General features: G+C 68.4%; 8 protein-coding genes. 3 read left to right on the top strand and 5 right to left on the bottom strand.

The window, feature by feature from the left end:
* Positions 1 to 183: 183 nt before the first annotated feature.
* The 3 genes from QM568_RS01270 to QM568_RS01260 all read right to left on the bottom strand — a co-directional run bounded on the left by QM568_RS01270 (position 184) and on the right by QM568_RS01260 (position 3,665).
* Positions 184 to 387 carry a cold-shock protein gene (locus QM568_RS01270; RefSeq protein ID WP_415135009.1) on the bottom strand — a complete coding sequence of 68 codons (204 nt, stop codon included), beginning with the start codon at positions 385 to 387 and terminating at the stop codon, positions 184 to 186.
* 150 nt (positions 388 to 537) lie between these two features.
* Complete coding sequence (locus QM568_RS01265) at positions 538 to 3,393, bottom strand: helix-turn-helix transcriptional regulator (RefSeq protein WP_415135007.1); 2,856 nt, start codon at positions 3,391 to 3,393, stop codon at positions 538 to 540.
* Between the two features lie 59 nt (positions 3,394 to 3,452).
* Positions 3,453 to 3,665 (bottom strand): hypothetical protein, encoded by a 213-nt coding sequence (locus tag QM568_RS01260; protein ID WP_415135005.1) that lies wholly within the window; start codon positions 3,663 to 3,665, stop codon positions 3,453 to 3,455.
* Positions 3,666 to 3,801: 136 nt separating this feature from the next.
* Here QM568_RS01260 and QM568_RS01255 point away from each other — a divergent pair, with 136 nt between their 5' ends.
* Genes QM568_RS01255 through QM568_RS01245 form a run of 3 tightly spaced genes read left to right on the top strand, consistent with a single transcriptional unit; the run spans position 3,802 to position 5,363 of the window.
* Positions 3,802 to 4,839: an FUSC family protein gene (locus tag QM568_RS01255; RefSeq protein ID WP_415135003.1), complete on the top strand. Its 1,038-nt coding sequence runs from the start codon at positions 3,802 to 3,804 to the stop codon at positions 4,837 to 4,839.
* 51 nt (positions 4,840 to 4,890) lie between these two features.
* Complete coding sequence (locus QM568_RS01250) at positions 4,891 to 5,097, top strand: hypothetical protein (protein ID WP_415135011.1); 207 nt, start codon at positions 4,891 to 4,893, stop codon at positions 5,095 to 5,097.
* Between the two features lie 56 nt (positions 5,098 to 5,153).
* Positions 5,154 to 5,363 (top strand): hypothetical protein, encoded by a 210-nt coding sequence (locus QM568_RS01245; RefSeq protein WP_415135001.1) that lies wholly within the window; start codon positions 5,154 to 5,156, stop codon positions 5,361 to 5,363.
* Positions 5,364 to 5,709: 346 nt separating this feature from the next.
* Here the strand turns inward: QM568_RS01245 and QM568_RS01240 are convergent, their stop codons facing one another.
* Positions 5,710 to 5,997 carry a WXG100 family type VII secretion target gene (locus QM568_RS01240; protein ID WP_415134999.1) on the bottom strand — a complete coding sequence of 96 codons (288 nt, stop codon included), beginning with the start codon at positions 5,995 to 5,997 and terminating at the stop codon, positions 5,710 to 5,712.
* A gap of 3 nt (positions 5,998 to 6,000) precedes the next feature.
* A complete protein-coding gene (locus QM568_RS01235) occupies positions 6,001 to 6,390 on the bottom strand; it encodes a hypothetical protein (protein ID WP_415134997.1) in 390 nt (129 codons plus the stop codon).
* Positions 6,391 to 6,536 lie beyond the last annotated feature (146 nt).

Raw genomic sequence — 6,536 nt, 5'->3', positions numbered from 1 at the left:
GTCCGGCGGGTTTTGCGTCCCCAGCCCCCTTCGGTTACCCCGTTCCGGTCGCAAACCTGGTCCGTTTTACCCTATAAATCGGACCTGTTTTGCGACCGGAACGGGGTAACGGAAGGGGGCTGGGGACGCAAAACCGGCCGGACCCGAGAGGGTCCGGCCGGTCAGGAAGTCAGAGCGCGCGACTCAGAGAGCGCGGATGTTCGCCGCCTGCATGCCCTTGGGGCCACGCTCAGCGTCGAATTCGACCTTCTGGTTCTCGCGGAGCTCCTTGAAACCGGAGCCGGCGATAGCCGAGTAGTGAGCGAAGAGGTCGTCCGAGTTGTCATCGGGAGCGATGAAACCGAAACCCTTCTCCGAGTTGAACCATTTCACAGTGCCAGTGGCCATGTGTTTCTACTTTCTACTGTTGAACGGCCGTTCTCACGGCCGACAGGCGCCAGAACATCCGGCGCGCGCTTCGGTCAACGTACCACGCCCACCTGATGGTTGGGTCGGCCTGGACGAAGAGGGTCACGAACAGGGGTCACGATCAGGGGGTCACGAACGCGCCGCAGGCATCCGCTGCGCCGCGAGCGCTGCCTCGGTGCGCGTGCTCACGCCGAGCTTGCGCAGCACCGCCGAGACGTGCACGCTGACCGTCTTCACGCTGATGAACAGCCGCTCGCCGATCTGCCTGTTGCTGAGACCCTCGGCGATCAGCTCGAGGACCTGGCGCTCGCGCGCGGTGAGCGGATCGTCCTCCCCGCCGGCATCCGTCGTGCGCAGACCCGCGGAGGCTGCGAACGCCGCCACCTCCCGGCACAGCTGCGCATGACCGATGCGCTCGGCATTCTCCGCCGCGTCGGCGAGCAGCACGGATGCCGCGGCCCGATCGCCCTCGCGCACGCGCAGACGGGCGAGCTCGAGCCGCACGACCGAGCGGAACGTGACAGGGACGTCCTCGCCGTCGGCGACAGAGAGCGCCTTCTCGAGCACGGAGGCGCTCGGCTCGAGCAGCGCGAACAGGATCGTCTCCCAGCCGTCTCCCCGCAGCTGCGGATGCTGCGCCTCCCACGCCGTGCGCACCGCCTCGGCGGCTGCGGCCACGTCGACCGCCTCGGCTCGCAGCTGCGCGATGATCCAGCCCGACTGCAGCAGCAGCCGGCGCTGGTGCAGCAGACGCGGCCCGTCGTCGTCGAGCATCCGCAGAATCGCGTCGAGCGCTCCCGCGAGGTCTCCGCTGCTCTCGGCCACGGCCACCGTCATCACGACGATGTCGTACCAGATCTGCCTCTCGACCGTTCCCGTCTCGCGGAACGCCGGCAGCGACTCGCGCAGCAGTTCGGCGGCCTCCTCGTGGCGTCCGCGCCACGACAGCACGCGCACGCGCGTCATCGTCGTGTACATGCGGAACACCCGCAGCGTGTTCTGGGCGAGCTCGCGGCGGAGCATCTCCTCCGCGCGCTCGATCTCGCCGAGCTCGAGAAGCGGCACGGCCATGTTCTGCGTCATCACCGAACCCGAGGTGCGCTCCACGCCGAAGCGGCGGGCACGGGCCAGTCCCTCTTCGGCCAAGGCGACGGCCTCGCGGTAGCGACCGCGGTGGGCGAGCAGGTCAGAGAAGTTGACGCGGTAGCGCAGCTCGGCGTTGGAGCTGTGCGCCTTCGAGCGCGCGATCTCGTACTCGGCGACGCTGCCCGCGATGTCACCCAGATGCGAGCGCGACACCGCCCGCACGTTGGCGGCGATCGACACCTCGTCGTCGGAGCCCGCCCTGCGTGCGAACTCTTCGGCCTCGGTGGCGACGCGCAGTGCCTCATCGAGGTCGCCGGCGATCATGTACCGGCTCGCGAGGGTGTTCAGCACGTTCGCGCGCAGGCGGTCGTCGTCGACGCGCGCCTCGAGCACCGCGAGCGACTCGCTCAGCCACGCGATGGCACCGGGACGGCCCACGTTCATCATGTAGTAGGCCTTGTCGCGCAGCAGACGCGCGTGGAGCCGGGCATCGTCGGACGCCGGGTCGATCTCGTCGAGCGCGAGGTTCACGACCGCGAGCGCCCGCTCGCCGTCGCCGGCGTTGCGCAGGATGGAGCCGAGCACGAGCAGCAGGTCGAGGCGCTCGATGCCCGCGGCCTCGGCGGCGTCGGCGACCTTCGGCCAGAGTCCGAGCGCGATCTCGCCGAAGCGGGCGGCGCTCGCGAAGGCGAACCGCGCCTTCGCGTGGCGCATGGCGTCGACGGCCGCCGTCAGCGCCTTGCGGTCGTCCTGCGCGAGCTGCCAGTGATAGGCGAGGGCCGCGGCGTCCGCGGTGTCGCCGCCGTCGCGCTGGGCCTCGAGCGTCTCGGCGTAGAGGCGGTGCAGCCGCGAGCGCTCGCCGGGCAGGAGGTCATCGTGCACGGCTTCGCGCAGCAGCGCGTGCCTGAAGCGGTAGCCGTCGTCGACGACGACCAGGATGCCGCTGCGCGTCGCCTCGCGGACGGCCTCGTCGAGACGCTCCTCGTCGAGGTCGGCGAGCTGCACGAGCAGCGGATGCGTCAACGGACGCTCGGCGCCGGCCGCGACCTGCACGACGCGTCGCGCATCGTCGCCGAGCCGATCGAAGCGGGCGAGGAGGAGGTCGCGGAGGCCTTCGGGGATCGGGCCGGTCGAGCATCCGGCGATCTCCTCCACGAAGAACGGCACGCCCTCCGCGCGGGCGTGGATGCGTTCGAGCGCCCCGTCGCTGAGGGCGCGACCGGCGATCTGCTCTGCGATCTCACGGACCGCGTCGACGCCGAGGCGCTCGAGTGCGACGCGCTCGAGCAGCCGGGCGCGCGTCGCCTCGCCGATGAAGCGGCTCACCGCGTCGCCGCGCCGCACATCGTCGGAGCGGCAGGTGAGCAGCAGCATGATGCGCCCGCGGCTCAGCGCCCGCATCAGGAACGACAGGATCGCGAGAGTCGAGTCGTCTGCCCAGTGCAGGTCCTCGACCACGAGCACCTGGGGGGCGCGCTCGGCGGCGCACTCGATCAGGCTCGCGATGGCGTCGCGCAGGCGCTCGGGGCTCGCGCTCGCGCGATCGGCCTGCGGCGAGAGCTCGGGGAGCAGCATGGCCAGCGCGTCGACGCCCGATCCGCAGGCCTCCCGCACCCGCTCCTCTCCCAGCGTCTGCACGATGGAGCGCAGGATGCCGACGAGCGGGCCGTACGGCGAGCGCGTGTCACCGAGGTCGATGCACCAGCCGAGATGGATGTCGGCGCGGTTCTCGATACCGCTGGCGAACTCGCGCAGCAGCCGTGACTTGCCGATGCCGGCCTCGCCCTCGATCAGCAGCGCCGTCGGCGTGCCCTCGCGCGCCAGCTCGAACAGCGCGTGCGCACGGGCGAGGTCGGCATCTCGGCCGACCATCGGAGCGCTGGGCGCGAACGGGGACATGGACTCATCGTGCCATCCCCCTCCGACATCGAGGGCCGGTGCGGGCGCAGGGCCCGGCGTCACCGCGCGGCGGCCGGGTCGCACACGGGACGGCAGCGCGCGTCTCGATGGGGTGCGGCGCCGATCATCCGGCGCAGGGTCCGCATGATCGCCCCCTCTCGGCGCGGCACGATCTGATCGGCGTGCTCGGCGATGAAGCGGTGCAGCTCGGCTGTGCGCGCGAGCTCCTCCTGCTCATGGCGGGTGAACTGGTAGTACGGGTGCTCGTACATGGGGGTCTCCTTCTCCGATACCCCTACGCTCCGCGCTGAGGCGCCCCGCCGGCATCCGACACCTTCCCTATCTTTCTCACGTCCCCTCCCTACACGCGCGCGGGAACGGATGCCGCGGCGCGGGTACCGTTGATTCATGCGCATCCCCACTGCGATCAGGGCCTCCCGTCGCTCCCCCCTGTTGCAGGTGGTGAAGTCGATCGCCGCCACGATTGCCGCATGGGTCGTCGCCAGCTGGGTGTTCCCCACGCAGCTGCCCGTGTTCGCCGCCATCGCCGCTGTGCTGGTCGTGCAACCGAGCGTGAACCAGTCGCTGTCCAAGGCGCTCGAGCGCAGCGTGGGCGTGATCGCCGGCGTCGTGATCGCGGTCGCGCTCGGCTTGCTGCTCGGATCCCCGAGCTGGATCGTGCTGCTGGCGATCGTCGTGGCGATGCTCGTCGCCTGGCTGTTCCGGGCGACACCAGGAACCGGCAACCAGGTCGCGATCTCGGCGATGCTCGTGCTCGCCCTCGGGTCGTCAAGCCCGGAGTACGCTTTCGCCCGCATCGGCGAAACGCTGATCGGTGTGGTCATCGGCATCGTCGTGAATGCGTTGATCGTGCCGCCGGTGCTCACAGGCCCCGCCCGGCGCGACATCGGGCTCCTCGGCAGCGAGCTCGCCGCGAGCCTCGACCGGCTCGCAGCAGCTCTAGCCGAGCCTCAAACACCCCAGAGGTTGCAAGAGTTGATGCTCGAGGTTCGGCTGCTTCGCCCGATGAGGGATGCTGCCGAGGCATCCATCGCCGCTGGCGAGGAGTCACTCGCCCTGAACCCGCGACGCTCTGCCCATCGCGATCAGCTGCGCGAGATGCGCGCCCTGCTGGAGAAACTGTCGCCGATCGTCATCCAGACGGTCGGGATGACGCGCGCATACATCGACCACTACGACGATTCGATCGGTCAAGAACCCGCGGTCGCGGCCATCGCCGAGCAGCTGCGTCGCGCCGGACACGACGTGCGCCTTGCCGTACAGGTCGCCGATGTCGCACCAGAGCCGGAGGCGCTCACCTCTGCGATACCGGCGCTGACCGCTCCCCTCGAGGTGAGGCCGCCGGCATCCGCCCATTGGATCTTGATCGGGTCGCTCATGGAAGACCTCCGGCGCATCCGCGAAGAGCTCGTCGACGAGGGGTGAGGTCGGTGGCCACGCGTTCCCCGTCGTCGCACCCGCCCCGTTCGGGAGGAGATCGCACGCATCGTCCTGTTCCCCGGTGACCCGCATCGCGCGAAGTGGATCGCGGAGACCTTCCTCAACGACGCGGAGCTCTACACGCAGACGAGGGGGATGCTGGGGTTCACCGGCAACGGGAATGGTCACTGCGTCTCGGTGCAGGGCTCGGGCATGGGGCAGTCGTCGATGGCGATCTACGCCAACGAGCGGTTCGACTCCTAGGGGTGTAGACGATCGGCAGGGTCGGGTCCTGCGGTGCGCTGACAGAGCGGCTGAAGGTGCGCGACATCATCATCGCAAACGGGGCGTGCACCGACTCTGGGATCAACCGGGTGCGGTTCCATGGACTCGACTACGCCCCCGTCGCGGACTTCGCGCTGCTGCGCGCGGCCGTCGAAGCGAGCGAGTCCGAGCCACTCGCCTCGGGCGTGCATGTCGGGCTGCTCTTCCCGAGCGAGCAGTTCTACACTACGGCCGGCGGGCACTGATCATCTGCACAGTCTCCGATTACATCGTGACCGGCGAGGAGACCACTGCGCACGAGCGCGAACAGACCTTTGGTGACATGATCCGCATCGCGCTGCGCGCGGCCACGGCCTGAGCGGCTGTCAGGCCGTGGCCGACGCCCCTTCCGGCGCCCTGGCCACGATGCCCTGGCAACCGCGCAACTGACCAAGCTCGTCCTGGACTCTGCGCTGGAGGGCGAGCCGACCGACCACCGCAGCTTTGACAAGCGCGAGAAGGGAGGCTCGAGATACCCGTGATTTTCCGCACGTGAGCCAGTCGCGTACTGCTCACACGTACGACAGCGTAACGGCGCTCACGGGACGCTGCTCACTCCCACACCCGTGTGGCGGAGGTGCTGGCGTCGATGCTGTGCTGGTTTGCGTTGACGAGTGTTCGGGCGAGTTCACGGAGCACGATATCGTTCATCTCTTGCAGTGCCGCGCTCCACTGCGCGTGGGCGACCCGGTAGGCGTCACGCGCTTCTCCGGTCCAGTCGGACTGGAGAAGTTTCGATTCGCGGTCGAGGTTCTCCAAGATAGTCGCAATATTCTTGCCGGTGTTCGCCATCAGGGCGACCATCTCCGCGACACGTTCGTGTTGGACGGCGATGCGCATTGGTCAGCGCAATTCTGATTGTTCGACGCTGAGGTCGATCTCACGTAGCACGTAGGGCCGGGAGACGGCGTCAGTGAGGTAGAACGTCATGAAGATCACTGCGGCTTCATCCGCGGTGAAGATCTCGTTCGTGAACACCCGCACGGCACGCTCATCACTGATGGGCACGGTGGTGGTTTCCCCGTTGTGCGGTTCGGGGCGCCCGATCGCGTACAGGTGCGAGGTGCCATCCGAGGTCATCACCCGCGCCTCAATCGCCATCTTCTGTGCACTACCCGCAGCCTGAATGAACGTATCACCCACACGGCGAGGATCCCCCCCGGGCTCCGGAAGCCGCCAGATCGAGTACGTCATCCGCTTCTCACCATCCATCAGGCCGAGAATGCGGTGCATGTACTCACCAACAGTGGTAGGGACTTGACCCCTGATCTTGGACACGCTGATTCCAGCACGATGCTGGGGAAGCGAGAATTCAAGGGATGGCTAGGAAGAACTACACGGACGAGTTCCGTCAGCGGGCGGTGGACTTGTATGAGTCG

It is taken from the genome of Microbacterium sp., from assembly GCF_047607465.1.
Taxonomy (GTDB): domain Bacteria; phylum Actinomycetota; class Actinomycetes; order Actinomycetales; family Microbacteriaceae; genus Microbacterium.
This window is presented reverse-complemented; position numbering and strand designations above follow the sequence as displayed.